General features: G+C 70.8%; 14 protein-coding genes, 1 tRNA gene and 3 pseudogenes. 8 read left to right on the plus strand and 10 right to left on the minus strand.

Annotation, left to right across the window (positions count from 1 at the left end):
• The 5 genes and pseudogenes from IE249_RS37975 to dcd form a co-directional block, all read right to left on the minus strand.
• Positions 1-173: pseudogene (locus IE249_RS37975) on the minus strand (SpdD protein); the annotation flags it as partial.
• Positions 174-188: 15 nt separating this feature from the next.
• Positions 189-374 carry a mobile element transfer protein gene (locus IE249_RS20810; RefSeq protein WP_189706664.1) on the minus strand — a complete coding sequence of 62 codons (186 nt, stop codon included), beginning with the start codon at positions 372-374 and terminating at the stop codon, positions 189-191.
• Positions 375-392: 18 nt separating this feature from the next.
• A pseudogene (locus IE249_RS20815) lies at positions 393-908 on the minus strand (DUF2637 domain-containing protein); the annotation flags it as partial.
• 1,163 nt (positions 909-2,071) lie between these two features.
• Complete coding sequence (locus tag IE249_RS20820) at positions 2,072-2,581, minus strand: phosphoribosyltransferase (RefSeq protein WP_189706665.1); 510 nt, start codon at positions 2,579-2,581, stop codon at positions 2,072-2,074.
• A 13-nt stretch (positions 2,582-2,594) separates the two neighbouring features.
• Positions 2,595-3,170 carry a dCTP deaminase gene (dcd, locus tag IE249_RS20825; RefSeq protein WP_189706667.1) on the minus strand — a complete coding sequence of 192 codons (576 nt, stop codon included), beginning with the start codon at positions 3,168-3,170 and terminating at the stop codon, positions 2,595-2,597.
• A 571-nt stretch (positions 3,171-3,741) separates the two neighbouring features.
• On the opposite strand from dcd, the gene IE249_RS20830 reads away from it, so the two are divergent.
• Together IE249_RS20830 and IE249_RS20835 are read left to right on the plus strand one after the other, a co-directional pair.
• Positions 3,742-3,815: transfer RNA gene (locus IE249_RS20830), tRNA-Gly, on the plus strand.
• 1,700 nt (positions 3,816-5,515) lie between these two features.
• A complete protein-coding gene (locus IE249_RS20835) occupies positions 5,516-5,872 on the plus strand; it encodes a carboxymuconolactone decarboxylase (RefSeq protein WP_189706669.1) in 357 nt (118 codons plus the stop codon).
• A 47-nt stretch (positions 5,873-5,919) separates the two neighbouring features.
• On the opposite strand, the gene IE249_RS20840 is transcribed toward IE249_RS20835, so the two are convergent.
• Complete coding sequence (locus IE249_RS20840; protein WP_189706671.1) at positions 5,920-6,828, minus strand: serine/threonine-protein kinase; 909 nt, start codon at positions 6,826-6,828, stop codon at positions 5,920-5,922.
• 106 nt (positions 6,829-6,934) lie between these two features.
• Between IE249_RS20840 and IE249_RS20845 the strand changes: the two genes are divergently transcribed.
• The 3 genes from IE249_RS20845 to IE249_RS20855 all read left to right on the plus strand — a co-directional run bounded on the left by IE249_RS20845 (position 6,935) and on the right by IE249_RS20855 (position 9,115).
• Complete coding sequence (locus IE249_RS20845) at positions 6,935-7,480, plus strand: RNA polymerase sigma factor (RefSeq protein ID WP_229858909.1); 546 nt, start codon at positions 6,935-6,937, stop codon at positions 7,478-7,480.
• Between the two features lie 230 nt (positions 7,481-7,710).
• Complete coding sequence (locus IE249_RS20850) at positions 7,711-8,283, plus strand: hypothetical protein (protein WP_189706675.1); 573 nt, start codon at positions 7,711-7,713, stop codon at positions 8,281-8,283.
• Between the two features lie 136 nt (positions 8,284-8,419).
• The gene (locus IE249_RS20855; protein WP_189706677.1) at positions 8,420-9,115 is read left to right on the plus strand and encodes a hypothetical protein; all 696 of its coding nucleotides are present in this window, start codon (positions 8,420-8,422) and stop codon (positions 9,113-9,115) included.
• A gap of 424 nt (positions 9,116-9,539) precedes the next feature.
• On the opposite strand, the gene IE249_RS20860 is transcribed toward IE249_RS20855, so the two are convergent.
• Entirely contained in the window at positions 9,540-10,238 is a 699-nt protein-coding gene (locus tag IE249_RS20860; RefSeq protein ID WP_189706679.1) for an RAD23 family protein, read from the minus strand.
• A gap of 159 nt (positions 10,239-10,397) precedes the next feature.
• Here IE249_RS20860 and IE249_RS20865 point away from each other — a divergent pair, with 159 nt between their 5' ends.
• Positions 10,398-11,459, plus strand: a complete 1,062-nt coding sequence (locus IE249_RS20865; RefSeq protein WP_229858911.1) for a permease — start codon at positions 10,398-10,400, stop codon at positions 11,457-11,459.
• Positions 11,456-12,190 carry a TIGR03943 family putative permease subunit gene (locus IE249_RS20870; RefSeq protein WP_189706681.1) on the plus strand — a complete coding sequence of 245 codons (735 nt, stop codon included), beginning with the start codon at positions 11,456-11,458 and terminating at the stop codon, positions 12,188-12,190. Before IE249_RS20865 ends, IE249_RS20870 begins: the two co-directional genes overlap by 4 nt.
• Before the next feature lie 42 nt (positions 12,191-12,232).
• Here the strand turns inward: IE249_RS20870 and IE249_RS20875 are convergent, their stop codons facing one another.
• A complete protein-coding gene (locus tag IE249_RS20875) occupies positions 12,233-12,712 on the minus strand; it encodes an ATP-binding protein (protein ID WP_189706683.1) in 480 nt (159 codons plus the stop codon).
• 206 nt (positions 12,713-12,918) lie between these two features.
• Complete coding sequence (locus IE249_RS20880) at positions 12,919-13,974, minus strand: cation diffusion facilitator family transporter (RefSeq protein WP_189706685.1); 1,056 nt, start codon at positions 13,972-13,974, stop codon at positions 12,919-12,921.
• A gap of 220 nt (positions 13,975-14,194) precedes the next feature.
• Between IE249_RS20880 and IE249_RS20885 the strand changes: the two genes are divergently transcribed.
• Entirely contained in the window at positions 14,195-15,214 is a 1,020-nt protein-coding gene (locus IE249_RS20885) for a phosphatase PAP2 family protein (RefSeq protein WP_189706687.1), read from the plus strand.
• On the opposite strand, the pseudogene IE249_RS37985 reads toward IE249_RS20885, so the two are convergent.
• Positions 15,211-15,993: pseudogene (locus IE249_RS37985) on the minus strand (DNA repair ATPase); the annotation flags it as partial. The gene IE249_RS20885 and the pseudogene IE249_RS37985 overlap by 4 nt on opposite strands.

The raw sequence follows: 15,993 nt of genomic DNA on the forward strand, positions 1-15,993 counted from the left end.
CCGCCGACGAGGGCGAGCGCGGTGCCGGGGGTGAGCTGGATCGTGGGCCGGTTCGAGGCCGGGGCGATGGGGGCCGGCGTGGTGGCGGCCGGGGTGCGGTCGGCCGCGGGCGCCGAGGCCGGGGCCGGGGCGGTGGGGGCGGTGTCCGGGGGCGGGTACGTCGGGGTGAACACGGCGGTTTCCTCCTGTCAGGTGGTGCAGCGGTGGGTGCGGGCGGAGAGTTCGGCGGCGGAGCGGTCGCGGTGGTCGGTGGAGAAGCCGCAGCCGGGCGCGGTGCAGGCGGCGGTGTGGCGGGTCTGGCCCCGGCCGTTGTTGTAGGTGCCGACCTTGACCGGCCCGATGCGGATCACGTCGTAGAAGCGGTTCGGGCGCACGGTGGAACTCCCTCCTGATCAGGCGAGTTGGAGTTGCGCGGCGATTGCCTGACAGGTCGGAGCGGGCAGGCCGAGCCGGGCGGTGAGCGCGTCGGCGGTGATCTGCTCGCCCGTGCTGTCGCGGTGCGCATCGGCGATCGAACGAGCGTGGTCGAGCAGGGCCGGCGGGACCGCCGGACCGGCAGCGAGCGGCTTGGGCACAGCCGCGTCCAGTTCCGCCGGAGCCGGGGCGGGTGTGTCGGTGCGGTGCATCTCCACTTCCGGCGCGGCCGGTTCCTCGTCCGGCACCGGCTCCGGGGCCGAGGTGGTCGGGGCCGGGGTGGGGGCGTGGACGAGGAGGGTGCCGCCGAGGAAGGCCAGGGCGGGCCATCCGGCGACTAGGATGCGCAGCCAGGCGGGCACGTGGTGCAGGTCGAGCATTCCGGCCGTGGCGACGTTGGCCCCCAGCGAGGCCGCGAGCGCGATGGCGAACCAAGTCCACGAGGCACGGTCCCGGCCGGCGCGCAGCCGACGCCAGGCGGCGACAAGGAAGAGACGCCCAGTCCGGAACCCCTGCGGGCCTGAGTTGTTACAGGTTTCTCTACCTCATCAAGCCCCGGCTGCGCTCCGCTCCGCCGGGCGCGCTTCCCGGCTCCGCTGCGGGCGCCGCTCCTGCCTCCGGCCCGCTCCGCCCGCGCTGCGCCGACGCGCGCCCACTGGTGGATAGGGCCAGAGGCCATGAGTCGATCACCTCGGAGCGCGGCCCACGGTCAAGACGATGCCTCCGGCGGGGGATCGGCCGGCACCGGGGTGGAGGGAACGCCGCTGCCGACCGCGGGCCCGTAGTGGCGTGCGCGGGGCGCTCCCATCCCGACCACCGCCGACCCAGGCAGAGCCGAGCAGACGCGGCCCAGGGCGTCCAGGTCGTTCGTACAGTGGCGCGCTCTACCTGGACGCCCTGAACCACGCCCGCTCCACGTGCGTGTGGGTCGACGGCGGACGGGATGGGAGCTGGGGTGGGATGTGGCTGGGGAAGCGGAGCAGTCTTAGGCAAGCAGAAGCCCGTTACGGCTTGACAAGCCGTGCGGAAGCCTCCAAAACCTGTTAGGTCCAGCTAGGACCAGCGGGGATCAGCGGGCTATAGTCAGTGTCGCAGAGTCAACAAAAGCGGAATCACCACTTCGACTTCTATAGTCGCAAAGTTGATTCGAGACGCGCTCCACGCAGAGAAGCCCGGCCCTGGTCTGGCCACCAGAGCCGGGCTCGTGCGCGGAGTCATCGAGGCGGGTCCGGCCGAGTAGATGACGGTCGGGCCCGCTTCCCTTTGGGCCCTAATCGTCCGGCACACCGCTCCCGACCTGGCACTAACGCGCCAGGTGCTCCACACACCCTGCGAGCGCCGTCACGGTCGTCAGGATCGCGATCAAGATCTCGGCCTTCGTGGGGCCTCGACCTCGGTCCTCTGCTGACTGTTCAGGCTCTCGGTCTTTCTCCATGGATCACTTCCCATCGGGTGGAACTACCCCTGACGTACCGGGGCCCTCGAACCGACTGGCCGAGGCGCAAACGGGATGAGAAGTGAACGGCAGAAAGCATAACGGGTAGGCACCGACACCCTGTTGGGCTAACACCGCCCTGCCATCATCCACTCACCCAAAAAGGGGGCAGCACGGCACCCACTGGAAGTCGCTGGTCACGCTCGGCGAGTAGTCACCTACTCAGAGCGCCTCCTTGTTCTCCTTCTGCGCCTCCCCCAACCTATGTACTGGAGGCAACACACTCCACGGGAAGTTGATCCAGTCGTCGGTGCGCTTCCAGACGTACTCGCACTTCACCAGGGACTGCGGCTTCTCGTAGATGACGGCGCTGCGCACCTCGGCGACGGTGTCGAGGCAGAAGTCGCGAACCAGCTTGAGCGTCTTGCCGGTGTCGGCGACGTCGTCCGCGATCAGCACCTTCTTCTCGGTGAAGTCGATGGCGTTGGGCACCGGCGCGAGCATGACGGGCATCTCGAGGGTGGTCCCGACGCCGGTGTAGAACTCGACGTTCACGAGGTGGATGTTCTTGCAGTCCAGGGCGTAGGCGAGCCCGCCGGCCACGAAGACCCCGCCGCGCGCGATGCTGAGCACGATGTCCGGCTCGTACCCGTCGTCGGCGATGGCCTGCGCGAGCTCGCGCACGGCGGTGCCGAAGCGCTCGTAGGTCAGGTTCTCACGTACGTCGCTCATGCCTTGCCGCTCCTCAGACCTGCGTGCGGTGGAAGTTGAGGTAGGAGCGCGAGGCGGTGGGGCCGCGCTGCCCCTGGTACCGGGAGCCGTAGCGCTCGCTGCCGTAGGGGGCCTCGGCGGGCGAGCTGAGCCGGAACATGCACAGCTGCCCGATCTTCATGCCCGGCCAGAGCTTGATCGGCAGCGTGGCGAGGTTGGACAGCTCGAGCGTGACGTGCCCGGAGAAGCCCGGGTCGATGAATCCGGCGGTGGAGTGGGTGACCAGCCCGAGCCGGCCGAGCGAGCTCTTGCCCTCCAACCGCGAGGCGAGGTCGTCGGGGAGCGAGATGACCTCGTACGTGCTCGCCAGCACGAACTCCCCGGGGTGGAGGATGAACGGCTCGTCCCCGTCCGGCTCCACGAGCCGGGTGAGGTCGGGCTGCTCGACGGAGGGGTCGATGTGGGGGTAGCGGTGATTCTCGAACACCCGGAAGTAGCGGTCGAGACGGACGTCGATGCTCGACGGCTGCACCATGGATTCGTCGTAGGGATCGATCCGCACCCGCCCGGCGTCGATCTCGGCCCGGATGTCCTTGTCTGAGAGAAGCACGCCCCGAGGATACGCAAGGCGCGCGGAGCGTCCGCAATCGGACGACCCCACGCGCCACCTCGGTACCTGTCCGTGCGCTAGCGCGCCGGCGAGATCACCGCTGCCGGACGGATGCCGGTGCCTGTACGGGCACCGGCGCAGGCACCGGTACCGACACCGGTACTGGCACGGCGCTGCGGAGCCGTGCACATCGTGGACACCTCACGAGCCGGCCGGGGCCGAGCCGCTCGGCCTGCTGCATCGGGAACGAAGCGGTGCTGAACACGTGCCCCTCGGCACAACGGACGACGGTGCGCTCCATCAAGTCCCTTAAGTCCCTTCCCCAGAGCCGCGTCTGGCCTTCTGCCGCCTGACGACAAAAGCCACAGTACGGGATCAAAGAGACACGCCTCCAGGCGGCACTCCGACCCCGCGGACGCCTCCCCGAGACCTCCACCGTACGCCTCAACTCCGTTCCCCCACAGCCCTCCTACCCCCCATGAACACAACGAGGCCCACGGTTTCAGCACCGGGGGCCAGCGATGGGGTAAAGTGAGCGAGCACCGGACACCGACCGCGGTCGGCGTCTTACGCGGGTGTAGTTTAATGGTAGAACATCAGCTTCCCAAGCTGAGAGCGCGAGTTCGATTCTCGTCACCCGCTCCATGCGAAACCCCCAGGCCGGAGGCCCGGGGGTTCCTTGTTGTCCAGACCACATCAGCGCGGCCTTCTCGGTGGTCTGGCCCGCCCGAGTGTGCCCGGTGTGACGGAAAGCCTCTGCCGTGTGCAGGTACTCAGCCGTCGGTTGGGGCTCCTGCCCCGTGTTCTCTCATCGGGGGCAGGAGCCCGCTGAGGAAAGCTTCCGTGCGCAGACGGTCACGGCGACGCTCCGGACATCATCGGTGCGCGCCGGAGGCGCGCGACACCAGTGCCGGCCGTTCACTGCCGCTCCCGCCTGGGTGAGCCGAGCAATAACTCGACCATGACACGAGCGTCGCGGCGGCGAGACGGGCTTGCAGACCACACGCCAGGCAAAACTACGCAGCACAAGAGAGCGAGTGGGCTGAGGACCGCGATCACGCCGATCCATGGATAAGCCACTGTGACGGGTACCAGGAGACCACCTGATACCAGGCCGAGCAGCGGCCCCGCCCTCACGGGTCAGTTGCGCTCGCCATGCGCAGGATTCCTTCCGGTTCACGGAGCTTCGGGCTCCGACCCGACACCCACGCGTTTTACGGCCATACAGGACTGACCGTCATTCATGAGACACCGGTGATCGCACGCACCAGGATGGCGAGTCCACGGCAGGCATGCGCGGCGCCCCATCCCCCGTCGATGGGAGCAGATTCATCCTGCCCCACCGCCCAGGACTGTGGGAGACGTTTCTAGAGATGGCAGGCAACTGCACTACCGTCAGGACCGTGCCACATGTGTGCCAGACCAAGCGGCAGCGGGGTGATCACGCACCGGCTGCCGGATACGTGCCGGAAGGCTCGTCGCCCGCCTGATCAGCGCGGGCTTCGCGAGGGACTGCCCGGCGCGGACCATGGCGGCTCCGCAGGACATCGGTGCGACCACAAACTCGGTTTACTGAGGTTGCTCGGTCGGCCAGGCTGGGGCCATGCCTCGCAGAATCATGTTCGTGCAGCTCAAGACGGGCTACGACACCGACCGCGGGCCCTCGTGGATCGGGTGGGTGACCTTCTCCAAGACCTGGAGAACGGCCTGCTTCCAGGGGCGGACGCTGCGGCGCGCCACAGGTCTCGGGCTGTTCGACGCCAACTTCTACGACGCCGGAACGGACGAGGAGTTCTGGATCTCCGGACCGAAGCGCGACCGGAGCGACACACGGTACGGGCCGGGGGAGCCGACCGTGGAAGACGACGCCGCGGAGGCTTACCGGGCGTTCCTTCGGGGGCACCGCTTCCCGGCCGCGAAAACGGCTAGCCACAGACACCGAGGACGGGGCGGCTGTCCGGATGGCCAATTGCCCGGCGAAGGTGTGCGGAGTCTCCGCCGCGGTCGGGGCGGTGTGGAGCCTGCGGGGGTGATCGGGCGGGCCTGCGCCGGCCCCTCACTGTGGCCGCGCGCTGCCAGGTGAACGCACCGGTGCGCCTCTTGGTCGCCGGGCCGGGTCCGGACGGCGAGCTCCCGCCGGAACAGGTGGGTGACCTGCCGGGCGCCGTTGTCCACACCTGCACCGCGCGGGGGCCCGCGCGCTCGATCCGGCAGTCCGGCTCGACGCGCGCGACCGGACGAGCGTGCCTACGCTTGAGTCGCAACCACCGGTAGGGAAGGGGGTTGCCCACCTGCTTGAGCGGGTGGCAATTCAACTCCCTGCATCGCAAGGAGGCGGGCCGGCCATGGCTACTTCACCCGAGACCCCGGTACTCGACACGATCGCCGCCATGACGATCGACTCCATCGAGCACTGCCACATGGACGAGCGGACGCTGATCCTCTCCCGCATCGCCGCACTCGTGGCCATGGACGCACCAGCGATCTCCTACCTGGCTCACATCAACCCTGCCGTCAAGGCCGAGTTCACGGTCGAGCAGCTCCAAGACCTCCTCGTCGCCATCGCCCCCGTCGTCGGGACGGCGCGCGTCATGTCGGCCGCAGGCCACATAGCCCAGGCGTTCGGTGTCGCACTCGCTCTGGCCGACAGCGAGGCGGAAGCCATCGCACAGGCCGAAGCCGACAGCCGCGGCGGCTCTTAGGCAGCCCGTGCCGCGGGTTTCCGTGGAGCAGCGGTCCATCGGGGAGTTCAGCGGGACAACCAGGTCAGCACCGTTGTCGCCAGGAACACGACGACCGCCGCAAGCCAGACCATCAGGCGCGTCGGCCCCGAGGACCTGACCGGCGCCCGCTCCTCTTCCTCCCGTGACAGCAGCGCATCCGCGAACGCCTGCGCGGTCCGCGGCCGTTCGTCGGGTTCCACGGACAGAGCGGCGCGAAGCGTTGTTTCGATGCCCTCCGCGACCCCAAGCTCTCCGGGAAGGGCCGGCAACGGCGTCGACGACGCCTGCTGCGTCACATGGACGGTGAGACCGCCCGGCCCGAACGGCTTGCGTCCGGTCAGCAACTCGAAAGCGACGACACCGAGGGCGTAGACATCGGCACGGCCGTCGAACCCGCCGGTCTGGAAGGCCTGTTCGGGCGCCATGTACGCGGGGGTGCCGGTGGTCACCGTCAGCCCCGACGCGTCAGCCAGTTGCTTGGCGCTGCCGAGGTCCGCGACAAGTACGGCGGCAGGCGTGCGGCCGACGTCGAGCAGGAGGTTCGACGGCTTGACGTCGCGGTGGACGACGCCCGCGTCATGGAGCACCTGAACCGCGTACCCGGCCTCGGCCGCGAGCCGGAGCGCCTCCGCCGGCCGGCAGTGCCCTGTCTTCTCGGCCAGCGTGCCGCCTCTGACGTAGTCCATGACGAAGTACGGCCGGTCGTCCTGGACGCCGACGTCGTGAACGCGCACGACACGAGGGCTGGAGATCCTGCGGAGCAGCCTCGCCTCCGCCAGGAAGCGCTGTCGTACATCGGCGTTCGACGCCCAGTTGTCGGCCAGCACCTTGACCGCGACGTCGGTGTCCAGCTCGGGGTCGTAGGCCCTCCAGACGGTGGCGAACGAACCGGCTCCCAGCCTGTCCTCAAGGAGATAACGACCTAGCTTCTGCATGTGGCAACATTTTTTCCGGGGCGATGTGGCGGATGTGGCCGACTGTAGTCGGGAACCTCCGTGCGCCCCAGGGGGTCCAGGTCGGACGACAGCGGGGGACAGCAGGGTGCTCGATGAGGACGAGTTGACGCACCTCGTGACGTCTGCCCAGGCAGGTGACCGGGCGTCGCTGGACCGCCTCCTCGTCAGGCTCCGGCCCACCGTGATGCGCCGCTGCTCCCGGTTTCTTCCGCACCACGCGGACGCCGAAGAGGCCGCGCAGGACGCCCTGTTGTCCATCAGCTCACATCTGCACGAGTTCTCCGGGCGTGGCTCGTTCCTCGGCTGGGTGACAGTGATCGCCTCGAACGCCGCAAGGTCCACGTATCGCTCGATGCGCCGACGCGCGGAGGACAGTCATGCCGTCGTTCCCGACGGTGTCGACCCACGGACGACGAGCGTCATCGCGGGGACCCGCCTGGACCTCATGGAGTCGCTGGCCGCACTGGAGGAGCGGCACCCCGCCTTGGTGGAGTCCTTCGTGCTCCGCGATCTCGGAGACCTGACCTACCTTCAGGTGGCCGAGATCACCGGTGCTCCTCTGGGTACGGTCAAGGACCGCATCCATCAGGCCCGCCGCTTCCTGCGGGACCGTCTCGACGGTGCTCTGTGAGACGCCCCGGCTTCCCTCTCCCACCGGGCGTCGGCCGCGGGCCGGGGGGTGCCGCCGTGCGTCCTCGGACGATCGTCGTCGTCCTGGCGGCGGCCATCGGACTCGGCCTGCTGACCGGCCGGTTCGTCCTGCCCGCGCCCTCCGCTCCGGCCGCTCCGACGGTGACTCCAGGCGCTGCGGCATCCTCGCCGGGCAACGGCTCTCCGACGCCGAGGCCCGCGAGCGGGCCCATGACGAACCAGCACTTGTTGACAGCGGCCGAGTTCAGGGAGGTCGGTCTCTCCGAGCACATCTACGTGCGGGATCGCGTCGGAGACGGCAACTACGCCAACGCGACCTGCACCGGTGAGAAGACCCTGGGCGAGACGCTGGGGTCGTACGGCGCGCACTTCCGCGGGCTGATGACGGGCAAGGACGCGGGTCACGGCGACCCCACCGAAGCGGCGAGCATCGACGATCAGGTCGCACGCGAAGTCGCCGACGACGCCGGAAGCCCCGCACTGGCTCAGAACTACGCGGAGCGGCTGCTGTTGGAGGAGGTGCCGTGCCAGAGCGAGCCCGCCACCCACTGGATCTACGGGCCGACGCACACGATCGACGTCGCTGCCGGCATCACCGCGAGCTGGATGGGTGTTTACGGCGGCGACCTGAACACCACGGGGACCGCACCACGAGACAAGGAGCCGTGTGGAGGCGTCGCCATACTCCGCAACGGCTCGCACTACGGGGTCCTGGAGATCGATGCCTGCCTGGACACGGCTGCGATGACGCGGGTCGTCCGCGCGGCCGTGACGCGGCTCTGAGACCACCCCGCCCCATCAGTGGGGGTGACATGGATCACACCGATCGCGGCAGATCGCCGTCCAACATTCCGTGTGCCTCCGGCATCTCCCAGATGTACGACGACGCCAACCGCGTCGCGACCAGACAGGAGATGAGATGTTCGACAACCAGGCAGCTCGCAGGAAGTTCGCGCGTCGCAGTCGTACCGCGGGAGTAGCCGCCTCCGTCGGTGCCGCCCTGATAGCCGTCGGTGTCGGCGCGCTTCCCGCAGCCGGTGCGGACACGAGTTCCGCGAGCCGGTCGGCAACCGCGCTCGCCGCCGCTCCTGCCGGACCCCGCCTCGGCTCCGCCGGTCTGATGCAGAGTGACGACTTCTTCCAGCAGGGTCTGGCCCCGGTCCGCGCGACGGTGGACCTGACCGGGAAGCAGGCTCTCTCGGCATGCTCCGGCGAGGAGACGATGCGAGAGCTGACCAAGGGGAAGGCTGCCGCCTACGCCGACGTGACCTGGGCCTTCGACACCAAGGACACCTCGCTGACCGAATCCGTCGCGGAAGGTTCCACCGACGCATCGGCGGCCTCGTACGAGAAGCGGCTCGACAAACTGGTGCGCGGCTGCCAGGTCGAGCCGCACGGTCACTGGCACTACGGCAAGGGGCACGCGTTCACCGGCAAGGCCGGCGAAGGCATCTGGTACACGGCCTTCAACGGCGACGGCAAGGTCGCCGGCGGCGTCGCGGTGATCCGCAGCGGCCACAGGTTCGGCATCGTCGAACTCACCGGTCAGCCCAGTGACGACCCCGGCTACATGGAAGGCATCGCCGCCGGTGCCGTCAACCGGCTGGCCGGCTGATCCGGCCCCGGGCGGTTCCGGGAGCTGTCCGCGCGGATGCCGACCCGGCCCCGGCCCCGGGACCGTCCGGGCCGGCCGGTGAACGTCTGGTCGGCATCCAGGGACCGGTGGCTGCCGTCCGGGCGACTCCTCACGCCGGAGGAGACCCCGTTCCTTTCCATCGCAGCGGACTACAGCGAATGGATGGGATCGGACGAACTCCCGGGACTGGAGAACGATCTCAGGATTCGGCCCACCCGTTGACCGCTTCCACCGATCTCAGGTCCGTCACCGGCGTACCAGGTTCGCTGCGCGACTGCAGCCCCCGGCGTGACAGGGAAGCGTGACCGACACCAGTTCCGCGTGACACTTCCGCGCCGCTCCTGCGGGCACGGTGGGGCAGCCCTGCGCCCCGAGTCGTCGGGCAGATGTATGCGCCGCGGGATCAGGGCCGCGTCCTCCTCCTGCGGTGGCGGGTGGTCACCAGGAGGGCCGTGCCGGCCAGGGCCATGGTGGTGGCTGCCGCCGCGATCAGGGGAGTGGAGTCCGAGGCGCCCGTGTCGGCCAGGGGTGGGGCCGGGGTGGTCGGTGATGTGCTCGGCACCGGGGTGGGGGAGGCGCCGTTCGGAGAGGGTGCGCTGCCGGTCGATGCCGTCGAGCCGGTCGCCGTCGACGCGGTCGAGCCGCTCACGGTGGGGGTTCCGGCCGGTGCCGGTGTGCTCGACGTGGGGGGCTGGGCGTCGCAGGTCGGGGAGGTCTTCGTTTCGTCGAAGGACTTGCCGTCCTCGCTGCCCGCCTGGACCGTGACGCGGATGGCGAGGGGCTTGGCGTGCGCCGGGACGGCGTAGGTCTTGTGGAACTCGTCGCGGAAGGTGGAGGCGGGGGCCAGGTCCTTGCCGTTCGCGGTGACCTCGACGACCTGGACGACCAGGTCGTTGTAGCCCGTGAGATCGACGGTCACCTGGGAGCAGGTCACGGACCAGTCGAACGTCGACGCCGAGGCCGGCGCGGCGGCCGCCAGGCCGAGTCCGAGTGCCGCCGCCGCGGTCGTCGCGGTCGTCGCGGCGATCGCCGCCGCGGTGGCGGCCGCGCCGCGACGGGAGGAGTGGCGCTTCGTGGTCCTGCTCGGTATCGGTGACCGCACGGTTTCTCCGGTGAGACTCGCGGACGCCCCTGGCATCCCTCTGCGCCCACGCGCAGCAGACGGCACAGTACGCCCTCCCCGTCCCGGTGTGCCGTCGGGGCTTCTCCTTACCCGCAGCGGTTATGTTCGCTCCACGCACCCGACGTTCGGAGCTGGGACATGCACAGGGCAGACGGACTGGCCGAGGAGGCCGGGGCGGTCACCGCGACCGCGGTGGCTCCGGTGGTCACCGCCCGGACAGGGGCGGGCGCCGAGGCCGGGCGCGGCCGGGTCCGGTTCTGGATGATGCTGGCGCTGGGCGCCGTCACCCTCCTCGACGTGGTCTTCTTCGTCACCCGCGGGTGGGCCGGCACCCCCGCGGTGCAGGCGTGGCGGACGGTCTGTCTCGCCATCACCATGCAGGCCATGCCCTTCCTGTTGCTCGGTACGGCCCTGTCCGGCGCCATCAACGCCTTCGTGCCGGCCCGGGTGTTCGACCGGATCCTGCCCAAGCGGCCCGCGCTCGCCGTCCCCGTCGCCGGGATCGCCGGGGTGGTGCTGCCCGGCTGCGAGTGCGCCTCGGTGCCGGTGGCCAACAGTCTGATCGGGCGCGGGGTCACCCCGGCCGCCGCGTTCGCGTTCCTGCTGTCGGCGCCCGCCGTCAACCCCGTCGTCCTGACCGCGACCGCCATCGCCTTCCCCGGCAACCCCGCCATGGTCCTGGCCCGGCTGCTCGCCTCCCTCGCCGCCTCGGCCGTGATGGGCTGGCTGTGGCTGTGGCTCGGCCGCGACGAGTGGCTGCGCCCCGCCGTACGGCACACCGGGCACCAGGAGGGACACAGCCGCTGGGACGAGTTCCGGCGCGGCTTCCAGTACGACTTCCTGCACGCGGGCGGCTTCCTCGTCGTCGGGGCGATGGCCGCGGCCACCTTCAACGTGGCCGTGCCGCGCTCCGTGCTCGACACGTTCTCCGGCTCCACCTGGCTGTCGGTGCTGTTCCTGGCCGGGCTCGCCGTGCTGCTCGCCGTGTGTTCGGAGGCCGACGCGTTCGTGGCCGCCTCGCTCACCGGGTTCTCGCCGCTCGCGCGGCTGACGTTCATCGTCGTCGGGCCCATGGTGGACCTGAAGCTGATCGCCCTTCAGGCCGGCACGTTCGGGCGGCCGTTCGCGATGCGCTTCTCCGCGGCCACCATGGTCGTGGCCGTGCTGTGCAGCGTGCTGATCGGAGGGTTCCTGCTGTGAAACGCCACCTCCAGGTCCTCCTGCTCGTCCTCAGCGGCCTCGGTCTCCTGCACGCCTGCCTCTTCAGCGACCTCTACCTCCGGTACGTCAAGGAGCAGATGCGGCCCATGCTCATCGCGTCGGGCGTGGTGCTCGTCCTGCTGGGGGTGGCGAGCGCGGCTCTGGACCGCCGCGGTCATGGTGGCGAGAGCCACCACGGCCACGACCACTCCGGTGTGCCGCGCGTCGCCTGGCTGCTGTTCCTCCCCGCGGTGAGCCTGCTGGTCTACGCCCCGCCCGCCCTCGGCGCCTACACGGCCGCCCGCGAGGCCCCCAAGGCCGTGGCACGGCAGTCGGACTTCGATCCGCTGCCCGCGGCCTCACCGCTGCCGATCACCCTCAGCGACTTCACCCGCCGGGTGCAGCAGGACCGCGAGCTGGCGATCAAGGGGCGTGAGGTGCGGATGACCGGGTTCGTGACGCCCGCCAAGGGCGGCGACGGCTGGGACCTGACCCGCATCATCATCTCCTGCTGCGCGGCCGACGCGCAGTCCGTCAAGGTACGCGTCCACGGCGGCCCGGCCATCCCCGCCGACACCTGGGTCGCCGTCACCGGGACCTGGCACCCGCAGGGCACCCTGGGCACCCGTTCGGCCGTGGCCGCGCTGGACGCCCGTACCGTGAAGAAGGTGGAGCGGCCCGTGAACGCCTACACGGACGACCTGCCGCTCGTACCGTCCCGCGACCCCTGACAGGACATACGCGACAGGACGTACACGACCGGACGTACGCGCTCAGGGCATGCGGCCCGCCGCGTCGCCCCCGGGGTCGTCGGCCAGTACGACCGCCGCCTTGATGCGTTTGCCGACCGGCTCGCGGTGGACCTCGAAGCTCTGGCTCACCGCCATGATGATCTCCAGGCCGTGCTGCCCCACCCGGCCGGGATCGGCTGCCCGTGCCACGGGCAGCGCGGGGTCGGTGTCCCAGACCGTGATCTCCACGGCCCCATGGTCCATCTCCAGGTTGAGCAGACAGGGGCCGGGCGCGAACTTGCAGGCGTTGGTCACCAGCTCGCTCACCACCAGCTGCACCATGCCCATCGCCCGGGCCGACACCGGCAGCCCGTGGACGGACTGCACCTCGGTGAGGAACTCACGGGCGACGGCCCGGGCGTCCGCGATGCTCTGCGGGCTCCCGTCGTACGCGACAGCCGTCGCCACCGGCCTTCGTACCGGCGACGACCGCCGCTCCTCACCGCTCGACGCCTGCTCCATACGACCCGCCTCGCACCCCGGACCCTCCCCGTCTGATCCCTCCAGGCGTATACCCGGGAACTCGGGGCACACGCGAGGACTTGCCCACTACGGCCGGCCCACTACGACTGGCCCACTACGACTGGCCCACTACGGCCGGCCCACTACGACTGGCCCACTACGGCCGGCCCACTGCGGCTGCCCGGGTACGGCTTGCCGCGGCGGCCTCAGTGCTCGTGCGGGCCCGGGCGGTGGACCGGGCCGTGGGTGTCGTCCGCGGGGCTCGTGCGGTCGGGGTCGCCGTGTGCCCCCGGCTCGCCCGGGGACGCCGGCGGGGCGGTGATCTGGAGCAGTCCGCCGGACGCCGCGTCCTCGCCGAGGTGGTCGACCTGGAGCGTGGCGTGGCTGATGCCGTGGGCGTCGCTGAGCAGCCGCTGCATGTTCCGGCGTACGGCGTGGCAGTCGCCACCCGGCTCGACCAGGACGTGTGCGGAGAGGGCGGGCTCGCCCGAGGTGATCGTCCACACGTGCAGGTCGTGCACCTCGACCACGGACCGCTGCGCCACCAGCTCGTCGCCGATCACGTCCGGGTCGAGGCCCGCCGGCGCCGCCTCCAGGAAGATCCGGCCCGAGTCCCTGACCAGCCCGTAGCCGGCCCTCGCCATCAGCGCCACGACGACCAGCGTGGCCACGGCGTCGGCGCGGGCCCAGCCGGTGAGCACGACGACGAGTGCCGCGATCGCCGTACCGATGAAGGCGAAGAGGTCGTTGAGGATGTGCTGGTAGGCGCCCTCGACGTTGAGCGAGGTGCGGTTGGCCCGGGAGATGAACCAGCCGGCGAGGACGTTGACGACGATGCCCACGAGCGCGGTGGCCAGCATCAGGCCGCCCCGCACCGGGGGCGGGCTGACCAGCCGCCGCACCGCCTCGTACGCCAGCCAGGCGCCCAGGAGCAGCAGGGCGAGGCCGTTGGCCTGGGCGGAGAGGATCTCGGCGCGTTTGAGGCCGTAGGTGAAGCCGCCGCGCGCCGGGCGGGCCGCGAGCCGCATCGCGACCAGGGCGAGCACGATCGAGGCGGCGTCGGTGAGCATGTGCGCCGCGTCGGAGACGAGGGCCAGCGAGCTCGCCACCACACCCACGACCACCTCCGCCGCCATGAACGCGATGATCAGGGCGAGGGCGCCACCCAGCCAGCGGCGGTCGGCGTCCGCCGACACCCCGTGCGAGTGCCCGGCGGGGCCGTGACCGTGGCCCTGGCCGTGTTCCTGGTTGCCCGTGTTCATGCCGTACGCCTTCCCCCTCGCGGCGGTGGCCCCCGGTCCAGCAAAACCCGTGGGCCGGCGGATCGCCAAAGGGGCGGGCGCCGGCCGGGCCTGATAGCGTCTACGGATCTGTAGACGTTTCACCTTCCGAACGCCTCGCGTACACCCAGGTATCCGCCCTGTGCCATCGTGTGTTCATCCCGCACGCCCGCACCTGAACCATGGCTCGGAGATCCACTCGATGACGACTTCCTCCCCGACCGTGCAGGCCCTCGACGGCGCGGCCATAGACGGCGGCCTGTACACGGAGGTCACCGACTTCGCCCGCCACACGCAGTGGCTCAACGGCCCGGTGTCCGCCTTCACGAGCTACGGCATCGGTCTTTTCGCGGTGTTCCTGCTGGTCGCCTGGTGGCGGGCCCGGCGCGAGGGGAGCGCGGCGACCATGGCCACGGTGCTGTGCGCGCCGTTCGCCGTCGTCATCGCGTACATCGCCAACAGCGGGATCAAGTCGTACTTCGAGGAGCCCCGGCCCTGCCGCGCCCTGCCGCACGACTTCCTGATCGAGGCGTGTCCTCCGATGGACGACTACGCCTTCCCCAGCAACCACACCACGGTCGCCTTCGCGTTCACCGTGGCCCTGCTGCTGGTGAGCCGCCGGCTGGGCTCGGTCGCACTGCTGACGGCGGTGGCGATGGGCGCCTCCCGGGTGTACGTGGGCGCGCACTACCCGCACGACGTGGCGGTCGGCGCGGTGGTCGGAAGCGTCGTGGCGCTGCTGGTCGTCCTGGGCGGGCGCGGGGTGGCGCTGACGCTCGTGGAGCGGCTGAGCGGCGGGCCGCTGGCTCCGTTGCTGACCGTCCCGGCGCGCGGCGCGCACGCGGCGCACGCGGCCAACGCCTCGCGCCCCCAGCAGACCCCCGACGGGCACGACGTACAGGGCGGGCAGGGCGGACAGGACGGCCAGGACGGCCAGATCGCCGTGGACGGGCACGGCGGCGGGTTCGGCGGCTACGTCAACGGTTACGGCGACGGTTTCCGCGACGGTTTCGGCGGCTACGGCGGTCCGGCCGAGCAGCCCCGGCACCCGCAGGCCGCCGAGCCCGGCGCCTACGCGCCGGCCGAGGCCCCCCAGCAGCGGTGGCACCCCCAGCCGGGCCAGCAGCCCCCGTACTCGCAGCACCCGCAGCAGTACCAGCAGCAGTACCCCCAGGCCCCGGGATACGGCACCCCCCAGAGCCGCCCGGCCCGCCAGGGCTAGGGCAGCCCCGGCCACGGCCGGTCCGCCTCCGTACGCGAGGTGGCCGCCGTGAGTGCGGTCTCGATGGCCGCGAGGCGGTCGGCCAGCAGGGCCAGGGCCGAGGTGGCGCGGTCGATCGGGTCCGCGGTGGGCGCGCCGAGGGACCGGGCGCGGGTGTACGCCTCCTTCAGCTCGGCCCAGCGGGCGGCCTGCTCCGGGGTGAGCGTGCCGCGCAGCTCGGCGAGCTTGAGGAGGTTGGCCTCGGCGCCGCTGGTGAGGGTCTGGGCCTCGGCCGTGAAGTGGTCGTCCACGGCCGCCGCGAGTTCCGCGTCGTTCATGACCGGGCGGACGCGCCGGGCGATCCGGTTCATGGTCCGGTAGGAGCCCTGGAGGCGGAACGGCGGCTCGGTGCGGGTGGCGTCCGCCTGGGCGGCGGAGGCGACGTAGGCGGCGTTGACGGCGAGGACCGTCTCGCGGACGGTCAGCAGGTGCCGCAGCACGGCGGTGATCCGCTCGAGTTCGGCCGGTTCCAAGGGGTGGGTGAGCCGCTCGGTGGGGGTGGGCGCGCCGTCCGGCCGGGCGGCCAGCGCGATGAGCACCTCCAGGTCGCGGCGGTCTCGGCCGGCCAGCGGCGCCGTGACGGGGTTCGCGGTGAGCGCGTTCTCCAGGAAGCTGAGCGCGAAGACGTCCTCCTTGCCGGTGAGGACGTCGCCGAGGTTTTGGACGTCGGCGCGGTTGGCGAGCATGTCGGGGACGCGGAAACGGTCGCCGGACTCGGTGTAGGGGTTGCCGGCCATGCA

It is taken from the genome of Streptomyces anandii JCM 4720 (assembly GCF_014650655.1).
Taxonomy (GTDB): Bacteria; Actinomycetota; Actinomycetes; order Streptomycetales; family Streptomycetaceae; genus Streptomyces; species Streptomyces anandii.

Excerpts from the sequence above, each read along its gene's own strand:
- IE249_RS20820 (WP_189706665.1), bottom strand. The coding sequence starts at position 2,581 with ATGAGCGACGTACGTGAGAACCTGACCTACGAGCGCTTCGGCACCGCC.
- IE249_RS20855 (WP_189706677.1), top strand. The coding sequence starts at position 8,420 with ATGTTCGACAACCAGGCAGCTCGCAGGAAGTTCGCGCGTCGCAGTCGT.
- IE249_RS20875 (WP_189706683.1), bottom strand. The coding sequence starts at position 12,712 with ATGGAGCAGGCGTCGAGCGGTGAGGAGCGGCGGTCGTCGCCGGTACGA.
- IE249_RS20840 (WP_189706671.1), bottom strand. The coding sequence starts at position 6,828 with ATGCAGAAGCTAGGTCGTTATCTCCTTGAGGACAGGCTGGGAGCCGGT.
- IE249_RS20880 (WP_189706685.1), bottom strand. The coding sequence starts at position 13,974 with ATGAACACGGGCAACCAGGAACACGGCCAGGGCCACGGTCACGGCCCC.
- IE249_RS20835 (WP_189706669.1), top strand. The coding sequence starts at position 5,516 with ATGGCTACTTCACCCGAGACCCCGGTACTCGACACGATCGCCGCCATG.
- IE249_RS20885 (WP_189706687.1), top strand. The coding sequence starts at position 14,195 with ATGACGACTTCCTCCCCGACCGTGCAGGCCCTCGACGGCGCGGCCATA.
- IE249_RS20850 (WP_189706675.1), top strand. The coding sequence starts at position 7,711 with ATGACGAACCAGCACTTGTTGACAGCGGCCGAGTTCAGGGAGGTCGGT.
- IE249_RS20865 (WP_229858911.1), top strand. The coding sequence starts at position 10,398 with ATGCACAGGGCAGACGGACTGGCCGAGGAGGCCGGGGCGGTCACCGCG.